23 protein-coding genes are annotated in these 14,125 nt (G+C 55.5%); 4 read left to right on the top strand and 19 right to left on the bottom strand.

The window, feature by feature from the left end; all coding sequences use genetic code 11:
• Positions 1-3: 3 nt before the first annotated feature.
• Complete coding sequence (locus tag ABWV33_RS04075) at positions 4-465, top strand: hypothetical protein (protein ID WP_353329197.1); 462 nt, start codon at positions 4-6, stop codon at positions 463-465.
• On the opposite strand, the gene ABWV33_RS04070 is transcribed toward ABWV33_RS04075, so the two are convergent.
• From ABWV33_RS04070 to ABWV33_RS03980, 19 genes are all read right to left on the bottom strand, one after another.
• A complete protein-coding gene (locus ABWV33_RS04070) occupies positions 452-856 on the bottom strand; it encodes an HK97-gp10 family putative phage morphogenesis protein (RefSeq protein WP_353329196.1) in 405 nt (134 codons plus the stop codon). The genes ABWV33_RS04075 and ABWV33_RS04070 overlap by 14 nt on opposite strands.
• Complete coding sequence (locus tag ABWV33_RS04065) at positions 856-1,260, bottom strand: DUF3168 domain-containing protein (RefSeq protein WP_353329195.1); 405 nt, start codon at positions 1,258-1,260, stop codon at positions 856-858. The genes ABWV33_RS04070 and ABWV33_RS04065 overlap by 1 nt, the downstream gene beginning before the upstream one ends.
• Positions 1,257-1,592: a phage head completion protein gene (locus ABWV33_RS04060; RefSeq protein ID WP_353329194.1), complete on the bottom strand. Its 336-nt coding sequence runs from the start codon at positions 1,590-1,592 to the stop codon at positions 1,257-1,259. The genes ABWV33_RS04065 and ABWV33_RS04060 overlap by 4 nt, the downstream gene beginning before the upstream one ends.
• On the bottom strand, positions 1,589-2,155 hold the full coding sequence (locus ABWV33_RS04055; protein ID WP_353329193.1) for a head-tail connector protein: 567 nt from the start codon (positions 2,153-2,155) through the stop codon (positions 1,589-1,591). The genes ABWV33_RS04060 and ABWV33_RS04055 overlap by 4 nt, the downstream gene beginning before the upstream one ends.
• A gap of 63 nt (positions 2,156-2,218) precedes the next feature.
• Positions 2,219-2,605, bottom strand: coding sequence for a hypothetical protein (locus tag ABWV33_RS04050; RefSeq protein WP_353329192.1), 387 nt, complete (start codon positions 2,603-2,605; stop codon positions 2,219-2,221).
• Positions 2,606-2,690: 85 nt separating this feature from the next.
• Positions 2,691-3,980, bottom strand: a complete 1,290-nt coding sequence (locus ABWV33_RS04045) for a phage major capsid protein (RefSeq protein WP_353329191.1) — start codon at positions 3,978-3,980, stop codon at positions 2,691-2,693.
• A 14-nt stretch (positions 3,981-3,994) separates the two neighbouring features.
• Entirely contained in the window at positions 3,995-4,849 is an 855-nt protein-coding gene (locus ABWV33_RS04040; RefSeq protein ID WP_353329190.1) for a head maturation protease, ClpP-related, read from the bottom strand.
• Entirely contained in the window at positions 4,836-6,074 is a 1,239-nt protein-coding gene (locus ABWV33_RS04035; RefSeq protein ID WP_353329189.1) for a phage portal protein, read from the bottom strand. Before ABWV33_RS04035 ends, ABWV33_RS04040 begins: the two co-directional genes overlap by 14 nt.
• Before the next feature lie 10 nt (positions 6,075-6,084).
• On the bottom strand, positions 6,085-7,800 hold the full coding sequence (locus ABWV33_RS04030) for a terminase large subunit (protein ID WP_353329188.1): 1,716 nt from the start codon (positions 7,798-7,800) through the stop codon (positions 6,085-6,087).
• Positions 7,800-8,282 (bottom strand): resolvase, encoded by a 483-nt coding sequence (locus ABWV33_RS04025; RefSeq protein ID WP_353329187.1) that lies wholly within the window; start codon positions 8,280-8,282, stop codon positions 7,800-7,802. The genes ABWV33_RS04030 and ABWV33_RS04025 overlap by 1 nt, the downstream gene beginning before the upstream one ends.
• A 91-nt stretch (positions 8,283-8,373) precedes the next feature.
• The gene (locus ABWV33_RS04020; RefSeq protein WP_353329186.1) at positions 8,374-8,745 is read right to left on the bottom strand and encodes an HNH endonuclease; all 372 of its coding nucleotides are present in this window, start codon (positions 8,743-8,745) and stop codon (positions 8,374-8,376) included.
• Positions 8,746-8,838: 93 nt separating this feature from the next.
• On the bottom strand, positions 8,839-9,495 hold the full coding sequence (locus ABWV33_RS04015; RefSeq protein ID WP_353329185.1) for a hypothetical protein: 657 nt from the start codon (positions 9,493-9,495) through the stop codon (positions 8,839-8,841).
• On the bottom strand, positions 9,492-10,097 hold the full coding sequence (locus ABWV33_RS04010; protein ID WP_353329184.1) for a hypothetical protein: 606 nt from the start codon (positions 10,095-10,097) through the stop codon (positions 9,492-9,494). The genes ABWV33_RS04015 and ABWV33_RS04010 overlap by 4 nt, the downstream gene beginning before the upstream one ends.
• Positions 10,098-10,323: 226 nt before the next feature.
• Positions 10,324-10,965, bottom strand: coding sequence for a hypothetical protein (locus tag ABWV33_RS04005; protein ID WP_353329183.1), 642 nt, complete (start codon positions 10,963-10,965; stop codon positions 10,324-10,326).
• Between the two features lie 2 nt (positions 10,966-10,967).
• Positions 10,968-11,255: a hypothetical protein gene (locus ABWV33_RS04000; protein WP_353329182.1), complete on the bottom strand. Its 288-nt coding sequence runs from the start codon at positions 11,253-11,255 to the stop codon at positions 10,968-10,970.
• Positions 11,252-11,647, bottom strand: a complete 396-nt coding sequence (locus tag ABWV33_RS03995) for a hypothetical protein (protein WP_353329181.1) — start codon at positions 11,645-11,647, stop codon at positions 11,252-11,254. The genes ABWV33_RS04000 and ABWV33_RS03995 overlap by 4 nt, the downstream gene beginning before the upstream one ends.
• The gene (locus tag ABWV33_RS03990; RefSeq protein ID WP_353329180.1) at positions 11,644-11,985 is read right to left on the bottom strand and encodes a hypothetical protein; all 342 of its coding nucleotides are present in this window, start codon (positions 11,983-11,985) and stop codon (positions 11,644-11,646) included. The genes ABWV33_RS03995 and ABWV33_RS03990 overlap by 4 nt, the downstream gene beginning before the upstream one ends.
• The gene (locus tag ABWV33_RS03985; protein WP_353329179.1) at positions 11,985-12,341 is read right to left on the bottom strand and encodes a hypothetical protein; all 357 of its coding nucleotides are present in this window, start codon (positions 12,339-12,341) and stop codon (positions 11,985-11,987) included. The genes ABWV33_RS03990 and ABWV33_RS03985 overlap by 1 nt, the downstream gene beginning before the upstream one ends.
• A 35-nt stretch (positions 12,342-12,376) precedes the next feature.
• Positions 12,377-12,571, bottom strand: coding sequence for a helix-turn-helix domain-containing protein (locus ABWV33_RS03980; RefSeq protein WP_353329178.1), 195 nt, complete (start codon positions 12,569-12,571; stop codon positions 12,377-12,379).
• Positions 12,572-12,683: 112 nt separating this feature from the next.
• On the opposite strand from ABWV33_RS03980, the gene ABWV33_RS03975 reads away from it, so the two are divergent.
• The 3 genes from ABWV33_RS03975 (at position 12,684) to ABWV33_RS03965 (ending at position 14,101) form a co-directional block, all read left to right on the top strand.
• Positions 12,684-13,298 (top strand): helix-turn-helix domain-containing protein, encoded by a 615-nt coding sequence (locus ABWV33_RS03975; protein WP_353329177.1) that lies wholly within the window; start codon positions 12,684-12,686, stop codon positions 13,296-13,298.
• A 121-nt stretch (positions 13,299-13,419) separates the two neighbouring features.
• Positions 13,420-13,647, top strand: a complete 228-nt coding sequence (locus ABWV33_RS03970; protein ID WP_353329176.1) for a hypothetical protein — start codon at positions 13,420-13,422, stop codon at positions 13,645-13,647.
• A 106-nt stretch (positions 13,648-13,753) separates the two neighbouring features.
• Positions 13,754-14,101, top strand: a complete 348-nt coding sequence (locus ABWV33_RS03965; protein ID WP_353329175.1) for a hypothetical protein — start codon at positions 13,754-13,756, stop codon at positions 14,099-14,101.
• Positions 14,102-14,125 lie beyond the last annotated feature (24 nt).

Below are 14,125 nucleotides of genomic sequence, written 5' to 3'. Positions count from 1 at the left end.
TCCATGCGTTTAGTTTTCGCCGCCTCTATATCCGTCCTCGCGACATCCGGCCTCGCTCAAGATCTCAACATTTCTCAACTAAGGCACGGCGATCTAATCAGGGATTGCGTCCGTGAGCTCGACGAAGGGAAAGATGGAAAAAGGCACGCTTCAGAACTTTTATCGAGATCCCAGTTTCATCTGGGACAAGAAAACCAAACCAAAGGGGCGCTTTGCTTGAGTTCAGTTTATGGAAGCAAGTTTGAGTTTATTGGAAACCGCTTTGTTTCTGCTGAGATGGACGCAAAACGAAAAAACAGTGCCGCTGAAATCGCGCGCAAGAAAGCAAGCCGCAGAAGAGATTATCTACTGGCCCTCATCGAAGTTTGTAATCAAGAATATGGCCAAGACCGCTTTAGGGCATTAACCACCCCCGCATGTGGTGAAATTTTCTCCCAAAACGGTCTTCCCACTACCCATCCCTAATTGATTTACTAAGAGCGCGCGAAATCTGGCCCTTCACGCGCTTTCGCCGCGCGCGCCAAACGGGAAAGAAGAACGGATTAGCGGGCATGTTTGCCGTTCCAAACTCTTGAAACCGGGCGTGAAACGCATCACCACCTCCCACGTAAATCGTGATACGCAAGGCTCCGTAATTGGTCCCGCCAACAGATCCGATCGTCAATGACCCCTTTGGGGCTTCGCCCCAGGTCCAGCCGATCGAGGCTTGCAGCTCGCCCTCCAGATAGGGTGCACGGCTTGCCATTTCCTCGACAATATCAGTCGCAGCGTCTTCCATAGCCGCGCGCACATTAATCCGCGCATTCTTGGGAATCGCCTGCCAGCGCCGGTTGAACCTGTCTAGACCTTGAACCATCAGCGTTCTTCAATCTGCGCCTGAACAGTAACGACACCATGAGCTGTTCGCCCATCACGATCCATAAACGCCCGCATGCCTTCAATCTCAATCGTGACCAGAGCATGCGTAATCAACGACAAGTCCGCATGATGCAGCGCGGCTTTGATGGCGTCACAGATCTGCTTGCAAGGCCGCAGGCGCGCGCCATCGCGCGACCAGACGTCCAACTGCACTGTTTCTGTCCGGGTACTGATCTCGCGCAACTCATCAAATGTGCTGTCATCCGGACCAAAGGTGACACAGGGGAATTCGCGATCCACAGGCGGGCCATCGTAAATTCGGTCCCCGATCAAGACCCCCACATCGGCATCTGCGACAAGAGTTTCAAAGATCAGCGTCTGCAGCTCTACAGCTACGCTCATACCGCGACCCCGCTTTCGGCTACGATATAGACCCAATCCTTATCTGTGATCGCGTCCACCTCGCGCAGATTGTATTCCGTGTCCCGATTGAGATCACGCATTCGAAAGTCCGAGGTGATTGAGCGCGCACTGGGGCTTTGGCGGATTTTCACCTTGTAGATCGATCGCCCCTGCAATCGCGCTGCATCCACCGTTTCGGATCCGCGTGAATAGATGAATTCAGCTTTGCAGGTGTATTGCTCTGCCCAACCATCCACAGCCCCACCGGATCCATCGGGGTTTTGGGCGGGGCGATCAAAGGCCACATGATCACGAAGACGCCGAAACCTCACAAGACCACCCTTCGGAATTGGGTCATAGCGCTGCGTACCGGGGGCAAGTCACACCATTCACCAGGTTCATCGTCAAAGCAGGCATTCACGATTGCCAGCACCGCCACTTTGATGAGCCAAGGAACATCCGCCGCCGTGCCGTAACCCGAAACCATCCGGATCTGCACCGGAAAATCTTGATCATCAAGACTTGGAAACTTAAACCCCGAACGAAACCTCACGTATGAACCACGCGCATCCTGCGCGACCTCATAGAGGTTTGTCTCTACATTTTGAGACAGACCAGAGCTGTCCACATAGCTGATCTCGGCACTTGAAACTGTGATGAACGGTAAGCGGATCTGACGTTCAAACCCGGTAAACCGCTGTTCCCACGTCTGCGTCATCAGACACCGGCCCAAAACCCCGCTGTAGCCATCCAGATACTCGATCGCCCCCGTGACGACGCCCTGCAGCAAAGTGTCGGGCTCATCTGAAGGAAACGAAACGGCATCCTTCACCACATCAAGCGAAATGAGTTCGCCCATAGGAGCCGTGTGCAACTGAGGTGCTGACTTTTTCATCTATCCCCCGATCCTTATAGAAAGGACGGCACTAAGATGCCGCCCCGCACTTTGCCCATTCACTTAGTCAACCGGTGCGCTCTCAGGATGCCCTTTGACCATCGCCACACTTGTTGAAATGGATGTGCCCCCGTTCTTGGTCAGATTGATCCGCAGGTAACGTTTTGAGCCGGTGTAACCGATTTTATACACGCCATCGGCCAACAGGGTTGCGGGCAGCTCACCCAGCAAATCCTCGGCCTCTACATCCTCAAAATCACCCCCGGTTGTAGTGTCAGAATGTTGAACCGTTGCGGTGAAATCACCCGCGCCAGCAACAACCCCAGTTGTGATGATAAACTCAGAGCTGGCAAAGCCCTGCAGATCCACTGCAGCGCTCGCGGCACTTGCAGTCAATACCACCGGAGCCAGCGCCAGAACCACGCCGATGTTTGAATGAAGGTCTTTCATGATGGTGTCCTCAACAAAAAGAAAAGGACGCGGAGCAATCTCTGCCCCGCGTCCAAGTGAACCCCTACGGGTCAATAGATGCCAATCAGGCTGCGATTTTCAGCAGCTTGATGGCTTCGAAATTCACGATCCCGCCGCCCGTGCGCTTGGTGGTGTAGAAATGCACATACGGCTTTTTCGAGAAGGGATCGCGTAGAACACGGACGCCGAACTTGTCCACGATCAGGTAGCCACGCTGGAAATTACCAAAGGCAATCGGGAACTTCCCGGCCCCAACCGCATCCATGTTGTCATCTGTGCGCACTGGCTTGTTCAGAATGGTGGGCAACTCTGCGGCTGCCGTTGGCAACGCAAAGATGAAATCACCCTCGGCATTTTTGAACTTGCGCGCCGCTTCCATCGTGGCATCAGACATCAACCAGCTTGCCCCGTTCCGGTAGGCCTGTTTCAGGCCAAAGTAAGTGCTGATCAGAGCATCTGCGGGGCTGTCTTCTGCGGTCGGTGCAAGGAATCCGTTTGCCTTACCAGACTTGATGAAACCAACTTTGCCCCATTTGTAATCCGCATTGGCAACCGTGTCATACCCAAGGATCCCGCGCGGCTTGTTAACCCCATTCCCTTTAATGTATGCGGCCCCTTCTTGCTCGGCGAACTCCACCGACACCTCATCCGCCAGCCACGCCGCAATATCCAAACGGGCATCATCCAACATCCGTTGAGTTGCCGCTGGATTGGCGTAAAGTTCCATCAGGTTGACCACGATCTTTTGCAAGGTTGGCCCCCCGGTCTCAGGACGCTCATCCTTCTCATCAACCCAGCCGGATTTCGTGCCGCCCATGTTGATCAGCTTTTCGTAAGCATTGCCTTCGATCTGCATCACGTTGGATACATCACGCATGACCGAAACGGTGCCAACAACGCGATCAATCTCCCCTGAAACCTGCTCAGGCACAAGAAAACCACCATCCGGATCTGAAACAGTCGTCAGCCCCGCATTGACCTCCAATTCGTTCAGGTCCGCATCGATGGCCCGATCCCCTTTGCGGAACCAGGAATTGAACACCTTGGAATGTTCCGCCACTTCTGCCGCCACCGTATCAGTGCCACCGCCGCCAACCCGTAGGGCCGCAAGCGTCGCATTGGTTTCATCCAGTGCCTTTTGCAGATCCGTCACCTCGGAGTTGATCCGATCGACCTTTTCAGTCTGGACGACATCTGCCTTTCCAGCTTTCAGGTCTTCCAGCTCCTTGTTTGTGTTGGCTTTGAAGGATTCAAAAGCCTTGTTCATTTGTTCCAGAATTGCAGTTGGGGTTGACCCATCGGAACGCACTTTGGCCGGGCCGCGAAAGCGGTCCGGATTCACAGCCATATTCATGGCGATCTCCTGTTCTAGCTTGTCAGAGTTGAGAGAAGCCGCTGAGCAGCGGCATTGAAATTGACTGCATCACGCGCGTCAGAGCGGCTTGCATCACGCGGGGCCGCGCCGGGAACGCCCATTTCCGCAAGCATTTGCGCACGGGCATCCCGAGTGTGACCGGCTCTTGCAAGCGCGGCCTCAGTTTGTCGACGGGCCATCAGCCCGCGATCCTTGTTGTTTACGTCATTGTCACCAGAGGTAATGCCCTTATCGACGGCATCAGCAAACCCTTTTTCGACCGCTTTTGTTGGATCGAGAAAGCTCTCAGCGTCCATCAAGGCAACGATTTCCGCGCGATCAAGACCAGTCCGCGCCTCATAGATATCCGCAATCGCACTATCGAACCCATCAAACAGGTCCGCTGTGTCGCGCATATCGTGTTTGTTGCCCACAACAACGCCCCAAGCGTTATGAACCATAATGAAGGTGCCAAGACCCATGCGGATTTCGTCTGCCGCCATCGCAATGATCGACGCCGCAGAAGCCGCCCAACCCATCACCTCGACCGTCACCTTAGCAGGGTGTTTGCACAGCAGGTTATAGATAGCGATGCCCTCGAACATATCGCCACCAGGGGAATTGATTTTGACAGTCACATCCTTGTTGCCGATTGAGCGCAGCGCCGCTGACACCCGTTTGGCAGTGACACCGCCGCCGGTCCAAAAGTCTTCGCCAATCACCTCGAACATGGTGATGGTCTGATCATCCTCATTGGCTGCAGCCATTGGAATTTCCGCCCACTGGGTCAGAACATCAGATGGCGCATCCCACTGATAGTTTTGCGGGCGCTGAAACGTTTTAGCCTGGGGAAGGTCACGCAGTGTCATTGCTGTCCTCTTTCTGTCCGTTGGGGGTGCCCGCTGTATTGGGCGGGTCGTAATAAACGTCACCGCCTTCGCGGGGGTTTTCGTCCTCATAGGCGCGCACGTCATTCGGGCTGTAGACGCCCCACTGCATCATCGAGGTGTAGTGTCCTGTGCGGGTTTTGATGTCACCGCGCACAAGGGCTTTGCGGTTGAAACGGACATACAGATCGTCATCCTCAATCAAATCTCGGTTTGCCGACTCTTCCCAAGTCGTCAGATGATCCTCCAAAGTGTAGGTCACAAAACCGATCGACTGTTGCTCGATGCCAGACCCCCAGGAGGTGCTTTTCTCAGTTTCCCCGATCATGTGGGGCGGAACGCCAAAGAACATTGCAATATCCGTGCGGGAAAACTTACGCGATTCAAGCCACTGGGCATCCTGAGCGGTCATTGAAAGGGGCGAGGCCTCCATTCCTTCTTCAAGGATCAGAGTTTTGCCTTCGCTGTCCCCGCCCGATCGGTAGCTATCGAGGCTGGCTTGCAGAAACTCGCGCCCCTCATTGCCCAAGGCCTTGGGGTGTTTCAGCACAAGACTAGGTCGCGCCGCGTTCTTAAACGTTTTGGCCCCATGCGCTTCCTGCGCAAGGCTCAACCCGATGGTTTCGCGGGCATAAGAAATCACCGAAACACCGTTCACACCATCCAGCGACAAGCCAACCAGATGAAAGATCTCGGACTGAGTGAACCGCGTCTTTTTCCCTGATTTTGTCGTGTAGGTGTAGTTCAGGCTCAGATCATCCGCCTGTTTGCATTCCATCCGATCGGGATTGAGCGGCACCAGCTCAAGCACCCGCCCCCTTGATCGGACAATCATGGCATAGGCATTCCCGCGCAAAAGCAAATGCGCCTGCAACATCCGGCGAAACTGCGAAGGTGTCTGCCAGCGGTTCGGCTTACGTCTGAGCACCCGCCACAGCGGATGATCATTGGCATCCTCGCGAACCTTTTCATCAACCCTGCGATTGACATGAATTGGCAGATTGGCAACCGCGCCGGAAATGATCCGAACACAGGCAAAAACCGCTGAGGCGCGTAATGCTGAATGCGGGGTGACTGAAACGCCCGCGTTACTGGTTGAGCCTGCCGCCCGCAGAGCCCGCTCCAGTTCTTCAGGTGATGTCGCGCTTTCACTGGTCTTCGATTGAACCGACGCAAATGGCCGGCGCATGAGGTTCCAAAGTTTCATATCGTCCACCTCATATCACCAGCGCGCCGCGCGTCTGGTAGACCGATTTCCCCGAGGCCACCGGGTTCCAGCTCATCAACTGGATGCAGTTGAACAAGGACATCAAAGGATCGATCTTTGCTGTCCCGCTTTGGGCCTTAGTCACGATGACTGCATTGCCCCGCGCTTCGGTTTTTGCGTTCCCAACACACCACGTCATCATCCGCTGCCCACAATGGACAAGAGATCCGTTTTTCAGTTTGACTGGAGCCGCTTTGATTGCAGCATTCAACTTATAGCCCTGGCTGATCGCCCGGATATCTTCGATCGAGAACCCGGCCTCGATCAAAGCGTCCACGATCTTAGCCACGCCTTCGGGATCCATGCCGATGCCGTCTTCTTCTGGCATAAGGCCCGCCCGTCGCAGTTTCAGGCAGATCTCGACAATCTCGGGGATTGCATCCTCTTCGATATTATCGACCAGCGTCAAATCATCTTCATCTGCCAGTTTTTGCAACTCCGGTGCGATCGACTTTCGCAGCTCCAGGACATCGCGATCCGCCCACGCTTTGCCCCAGTGCTGCCAACTCCGGGTCTCGGCATGACGTCCCAAGACACCAACACCCAAAAGATCATCCAACCCCCCGCCATCCACGCCAACAACGCAGACATCAGAGGTTTCCATGATGCTTTCCAAAGTGATTGGTTTGGCCGCAGGAAGCCAATACACGGCCCCAATCCAGCGCCCGGTGTTGGTCCCAATCCCCACCTCAACATTCAGATGTTGAGACGCGAACAAGGCCAACGCCTCAGGTCCTTCCCGATCGGCTTTTCGAAGGTCGTTCACCAGGTCTTCAAGAAACACCGATCGCCCGAGGTTGGGATTCACCAAGCCCCAGGTCTTTGGATCGCGCCACAATTTCTTTTCCACCATGTCGCGTGGCAGCTCATACATCACTGCCAACATCGGCAGGCGTAATTCACCATCGCGCACGGCCCGCGCGGTTTGCAGTTCCTTTTCGTACTGGCCTGTTGGCCGGTCCTTGGATTGCGTCGTGATTTGGAGAAAGAACCCCTCGGGTCGCGATTTCAGACCGCCGCGCAGCTCTAGAAAGACATCCGGAGCCTTGTATTTACTGCCCAAAACATGGGTCTCATCAACGAGGATGTAACAGCCCTTGGATCCCGTAACCACGTCACCATCTGCCGACAGGATCATGATCACGGCCTCAGTCACCAGATGTGTGATTTGTTTCTGGTGGGTCTGAACTTTGAATAACTTCTTCAATTCGTCATCCAAAGCAATCATGCCGCTGGCGGTCTTAAAGGCGATGCCGGCAATTTTCTGAGTCGGCGCAATCAAATACAATTCCGCCTGAGGTCGCTCATTCATGATCGCAGCAACCAAAATAATCCCAGCAGAAATCGCCGACTTTCCGTTCTTCTTGGGAACCAACAGGAAAAATTCCCGCAGCATCCGCCGCTTGGTTTCCGGGTCATAGCTGCCAAAGATCACCCGAACGAAGTCAAAAACCCACTCCTCGCAGATTTCGCCGAACGTTGGTGTGCCCGGCAGATCAGGCACCATCAAACGTTTAAAGATCCGCAGCGCCTTGTCTGCCACTTCATCGAAGAGAGGCAGATCAGGTATCAGCGATAATCCGTTCAGGATTCGATCTTCCCAATCGAGAACTGCAGTGTCCCATTCAGGATCAAGGCCGAAATCGTCTGATACGAAATCCAACATCAGTGCAGACCCGGCTTCAAATCATTCCCCCAAGAAGAGCCCGAGCCACCTTCAGCGACATCCCGAGCCGATTGGTTGGCTTGTTCCTTTTTCCCCAGAACCTTACCCTTTGCAGGCTTACCCTGCGCATCCCGCAGGCGTGCAGCCGCCAACATCAGATCACTTTTTTCGATCATTCGATCGAGAAGCCGGTGGGCCCCGATGTTTCCGTTGTCCGCTTGCTCGATGACCTTTTCAAAGCGCCATGCATCTAAGCGATCTCTTTGCATGTCTCGAAGCTTAAGCTCTGAAAAATAATACCTTTTTAGTGTTGGAACCGAGCAGTGCAGCGCATTCGAGATCCGCTCATTCGACCAACCCAAAGCAAGTAACGTTATGATTTTGTTGCGATTTTTCTGTGTCGGTTGATGAGCAGGGCGACCACGCTTGCCACTTGGCAACCGAACAGGATCTCCAAACAGGTCAAAATCTTCATCAGACAAGAAAAAAATCTCCGAATGTTGGGGGTGCGGGTCTCCCACATTTGGCCGGTCTGAACTTTCGACCGCCCCCCCCTTCAAGGTTGCGCACGACTTACGCCAGTCCGCGCCGCTCTAGGCTTTGCTGCACCGAGTCGTGGTATTCTTTGGACATCGCTTCAAGGTTGTCAGGATCCCAGAACAACACCTCATCCCCGCGATGTGCCTGTTTGTGGTTAACCACTGGACTGTTCGGGGCCGGATACTTTCCAACCAGGGCAACGCCCGTCTTCTGACACAGCCACCCATCCCTGTTCAGGATTTCCAAACGCAACGCCCGCCACCGCGCAGTCTTGTACCAGGCGCGCCAAGGCTGAGTTGCATCCCGTTGCTGTGACCGTTCCCGCTCGTCGCGCGGCGCGCCACCAAACCGGGACGGTTCACGCCCCAACCGGGATGGCATGCCACGACCCTTCAATCGCCCCATAACACACCCTCCAAACGCAAAGCGCCCGAGGCGGGGTCTCCGCTTCGGGCGCATTTAGATCGAGTGCAATATGTCAACAGACTGACATTTCCGTCAAGCCCCTTTCCAAGGTTGCTGAGGCGGCATCCCATCCGTCACCACGAACGAGGTCAAATGACCACCGGCCTGAAACGTCGATCGCAACGCCATCAAAGCCCCGTACCATCCAAGGTATCTCCGTCGCGCAGCCGCCACATCCCGCGCCGTGTCCGAATACCGAACCGGGCACCAATACCCATCGTCGCGCCCACCTACCTGATCAGCTGGCCAACGCGATCGCATATCTCTGCATTGCTCTCGATAAGCAAAACGCCCGTGCTTTGACCGTTTCCACTCAACCGGCTCACACCGGGCCCGCGCCCCTGCCATCCAATCCGGGCACAATCCAGATCGCGCCAACTCTGCAATCTGCACCGCCATGCGCCGCCCGCCATACACCTCGGGCAATACGGCCAACGCGCCTGCAACCATATCCGCGTCGTGATGCGGCTCCGACTTGCCGCCACCATCAACCCGACACCCAAGCCGCGCGCGCTCCATCATGATCCATTCCATGCCGACACCGGGCCTTGCGCCCGTTTCCCGCGCCACCTCATCAAAGTCGAGACTGGCCAATTCGCGCTGAAACGCCCATTCCAGCAACCCTCGAATGCCAATCTCGCGTTTTCCGCTGCCAACCTGTCGACCCGCCATCCGTGCCATATGCTTCATTCCCGCGCCTCACGCTTGGCGCCGATCTCAGCAATCCGCCGGCACTCAGCAATCGCAGCCGAACGCTTGGCGATGAACTGGCGATCCTCTTGGCACAATGGATCCCCACGGTGGCCTTTCATCTGCAAATCATCAAATCGCCGCCGTGCGTCATCCGCCGCTTCTGCCCGCTTGGTCATCGTCCAACCACCCGGCCACTTACGTTCAACCCGCAACCAAGCCAGTAATTCAGGCGCAAACCCCTTGTCCAATGCCTTCCCACCGAAATCTGGATGCGCCATGACACGACCGATGAGCGGCGAAACATCTCCCTCAGTGCCGTTTTGACCCGGCGGAGCCAGATCCCTGCCCCAGTCCAGAAACCGCGCAGCCAACGGAAACCGATCCCGATCCTTGCCACCGGGATTTTGCAGCGCCCGTTCCCGCAAATCCACCAGATCCGCCTCACTCGCATGGGCCAGCATCTGGGCCAAAGTTTTCAACATCTTTTCAAACGCCGCCACCTTCAACGTCGAGGGCCGCGCCAAGCCCAACCCCAACAACGGATCAATCAGATGTTCCCGTACCCGTTTTTCGCCTGCCGCCTGCTGTCCTGCATCCATTTCTTAGCCCCTTCGTTTCTCAGCAATCGTCTTTTTCCCCAGCAACCCGACCTCAATTGTCGCGCAACCGTCCTGATGTCTTGTTTTGTCTCTGTCTATGTCCCTGTCGTGCCGGACACTTCAGGACAGTTTCGACAACCATTTGAAATCAAACAAATATTCCCAAACACTGTCCTGAAACTGTCCTCAGACTGTCTTGAAACTGTCCTCTGGACACTTTGGACACTCATGCTTGAGCCCCCCGAACGCTGCGCCGACCAAGATCCAAACGATGATCCGACCACGCCAAAATCGACCGCTCCACCCAGGACGTATTGCGATACCCGCAGCCCTGGTCGTTCAACCATTCATCCATCCACTTGATCGCCGCATCGTTCTTGCTCAAATCCAGATGCAGACCCGCAACCGTCGCCCGCAGCCTCTGCAACCGCTTCACGATATTCGCCGCTTCCATCCTGGCGCGATTGTCCTCTTTACGGGAAACCGCCTCAGTCAAGGACCGCAGCACCATGGGGTGCATCAATCGCACTTCATCCCCATCACAAAGACACCGGGTCCATTTGTGCAGCGGCCCATAAGTCAGGCCACACAAGGCCTTGAAGTGACCCGGTTCCACAAACACCAGCTTGGCCAACACATCCAAATCATCAGGCAACGTGCCCACTGGCGAATTGTCATAGGCGATGTTGATCAGATCAAAGAACAGCGCCCGACATTCCGGTGTCCCCTTGAGCCGCATGTCAGAGTTCAACCAACGCCGCCGCTCCCAAACCATAAAGAAATGGCTGTCCAGTCGATCTTCGACTCTCAGCGGATAGATTGGTAAATCGTCCACGGATACTGGCGACAGATGGTCTGTGCGTCCCATACTCACCCTTCCTTGGATATGTCTGGATCCAACGGCAGTCTTGCCTCCAGATCATCAAAGTGATGGGCCAGCCGCCGCAGTTGGGTCCCCATCCCTCGTTGCACAAAGCCGGTGAACAACGGGCGCTTGAACTTGGCCTCTGTTGCTTCACCCGCGATCAACGCAAAAGTCGCTCCGTTCTGTGGATGATCACACACCTCAAACAGAACATGCCCGACGCGAAACGACACCCGTTCAAACGTTTTAGGCTTGGGATGACGCCCCTTTGATTTCGGACTATGCGCGCTCATTCACCCGCCCCCAAAATCCAAATCGGAATATTGCAATCCAAGGCACACAGCACATCAGACCAAACCCGGCTGGATGTATGCCACCCCGCCGCCGGGGCCACCAAAACCGCGCTGGCCGCATCAAACAGAACCCGCTGGAACCGAAAAGCAGCATCGCCAAATTGATCAATCAGATCAGGCGACACGACCGCAACGCCCTGCACCGCCAACCACCGAACCAAATGGCGCAACACCTCAACAGGTGCCCCCATCGGTGCGGATAAGAAGAGAAGGCCACCCGAATGCGCGTTTGCTACCGCGTCAATGTCAGGCACCACACACACCTGCGCCCCGCGATCTTGCAACCAAAGCGCAAGCCAGTCTGGGGATGTGGTAGGAGCAAAGGCGGTCATTTCACATCCTCCCCACTCGAGGCCATCAGCCCCCACTGGACGAAAAACCCGGCCAAATAGCAGAACAGATCCCAAACACTGTCCACGATGACCAAGCCCGAAAAACCACTGTTCGGAATGTCGCCGGCAACTTCTTTCACCAAAATTCCGGCCATCCCGGCCCATAGCCACGCCACCGAATAGCCTCGAAACAGCACAAACGCGCTGACCGCGATCCCGATCCCGAAATGCGCCAGACTGACGGTCGCGAACCACGTGACCACCCCCGCCGAGGCCTCGGCCCCGGCGCAGGACAGATCGCTCTGCAAAAGGGCGTTGAATTCCTGACTGATATTCATCACCCCTGCCCGATCTGCCCCAAAATGTCGTTACGTGTCTGATCTTGCGTCAGAATTTCCATCGTCTGAAACACCCCCAAAATGGCGCAGACGGTATACACGTCCTCGATCACCGGACTGCTCACCCCGGCCAACCAGTTTTGAATTTGCCGCTCTGACCGATCCAGCACCGGAGCGGCCAATCGGGCCACCTCGCTATCGGTCTTGCCCGGAAACGCCGCGCGCAGAGCCACAGCAAACCGCCCCCGCGCCAGCTCCCGCGCCTCAACCCGATTCACCACGAAAGACTTTTCGCGCCCATTCAGGAGAAACTTGATCCCAGAAACAAACACACGAGGAAGCGATGCCAGAGACATTCAAAGCCCCCCAAGACGGATGCAGGACACGGACATTATTCCCCGCCCTCTTCGACCCAGCTGACCGCAGTCACTTTTCCCGCCGTCAAACGCTCAATTTTAGCAGCCAACTCCAGAGACGGTATTCGGTTCCCATTCAAGAGATCCGACATATACGAACGACTAACCCCCAGACGCTTGGCCCAGGCAGCACGGGTTTCCCCAGATTGATCTACTTCTGTTGCGAACATTGCCAAGCTCTCCCACAGAGAACATTTGCAGTCAATCCAAAATGTTCGCCTTCAGCTAATTGTTCGCTCTCAGCGTATCGCGAACAACGCGGCATTCTGAGATAATGCAGACATGAAACTGGATATTAAATCAGCGCTGGCGCGCACCAAATACTCTCAATCCAAATTAGCCGAAGAAATAGACATCAGTCGTGGCTACATGAGTGAGATCGTCTCTGGCAAGAAAGACCCATCGCTTGAAACGCTCCACAAGATTATGGAAGTCCTCGAGCTAACCCCTTCGGAACTTTACGGCGACTTTGAAGAAAGAAGGCCGATCGAGACCCCAGCTCAGGAAAACGTAGTTCCGGGCTTCGCCGAACCAGAGGCATCCGCCTTCACACCTAAGCCAAATTCCAAACTTAGTGACGCTATTTCAATTCTTTACCCATCAATCAAGCACCCGTCGGTTTATCAAATTTCAGGACCAGCAATGGGATTCATGGTTGCCGCAGGGGATCTACTCGTTCTGGATTTAAACGCCTCTCCCCAAAGGGGCGACCTGTGCTTGGCGACTCTGGTCGATACCGACACAGGGGAAGCCAAAACGGTTCTACGCAAGTGGATCGATGGCTGGTTAATCTCCAACCACGCCACAAACAGCATCAACCACATCGACGACACGAACCCCAGCACAGCACTTGTGGGAATCATCTGCGGAACCATTCGAAACTCCATCGAAAACTAGCCTGAAAGACGAACATCCCCCACATCAGGAGAATCCAAGATTCTCTAGAGGCGAACATTTTTCTTGACCAAATCATTCGCTGTGAGCTAACAAGACCTCCATCAACCCGATGGAGGCACAAGTGGACACACCTACCCCAACCAACTCAGCAATCGCCAACCCGGCCACGTTTCACCCGGCCCTAGCAGCCAGTGAGTGGATCGAACTGAAAGAGGCGCGCGGTCAGACCGTAAATCTGCACCGCATCGGCACCCCCCATCACCTGATTCAGCAACCGACGCTGATCGAGCGCATTCACGCACGCCGCGCCGAAATCGGGATTGCGGGACCAACACCCCTGATCGCTTAACGAACACTCCCCACGATGCGGCCCCTCTGTCCGTGTCGTGTAACTGGCCGGGGCGTTGCCAGAACCTGAACCCCGGCCCTCTTTTTCCAATAGTGCGAGTTTTCCAATGACCGATACAGCCCAGCTGCGCGAGTTTCTCGAAACCATCACCGAATTCACGCCCACTGCACAGGCCAGTGCCATCACCCACGAGGCCGGAAACACACAGGGCGGCGAAATCATCTTTCCAAACCCCGACACCCCCAAAGGCCTCCGCCCCAGCTGGCGCATCACGGCACATGGCATCACCGCAAGCGGGTTCACACAGATGGAAATGATTCAGAACTGGATCCGCCGCGCCAACAAGCTGTACCGCCCCGAGGTCGAAGCCGACGGATTTATCTCGTGGCACCTGCCCTACGGCATCCCGCGCAACGACGCCGAGGAAATCGGCAACGCCTGCGCAACCGCCTGACGATCCAACAGAGCCGCTAACGCG

It is taken from the genome of Phaeobacter sp. NW0010-22, assembly GCF_040365955.1.
In the GTDB taxonomy this organism is placed as follows: Bacteria; Pseudomonadota; Alphaproteobacteria; order Rhodobacterales; family Rhodobacteraceae; genus OMPR01.
This window is presented reverse-complemented; position numbering and strand designations above follow the sequence as displayed.